At 37.3% G+C, this 263-nt stretch carries 1 pseudogene; it reads right to left on the reverse strand.

The window, feature by feature from the left end:
• Nucleotides 1-27 precede the first annotated feature (27 nt).
• A pseudogene (locus KVT34_RS30420) lies at nucleotides 28-263 on the reverse strand (DUF6944 family repetitive protein); the annotation flags it as partial.

Below are 263 nucleotides of genomic sequence, written 5' to 3' on the forward strand. Positions count from 1 at the left end.
ACTTTTATTTTTTTCTACTCTTTCTTCTTATTCTATTTTAGTTTTTCCTAACGCAGTTATAGCAGTGCCTATCGCTAGTATCCAAACACCAATGAGCGCTATTATTCTCTCATTCTTCTTATCAACCATACTGTCTTCATGTTCTATTCGGTTCTTTGACACACTAATAATGGCTTCACAGGGTTGAAGTGCAGGGGCTAAAGTTTGGAAAGAATCGCGTAGTATTATAATTGTTCGTATTGCGTTGATGTGAACAAGGGGCG

Origin of the sequence: Paenibacillus sp. GbtcB18, from assembly GCF_019091125.1 — a bacterium.
Taxonomy (GTDB): Bacteria; Bacillota; Bacilli; order Paenibacillales; family NBRC-103111; genus Paenibacillus_F; species Paenibacillus_F chitinolyticus.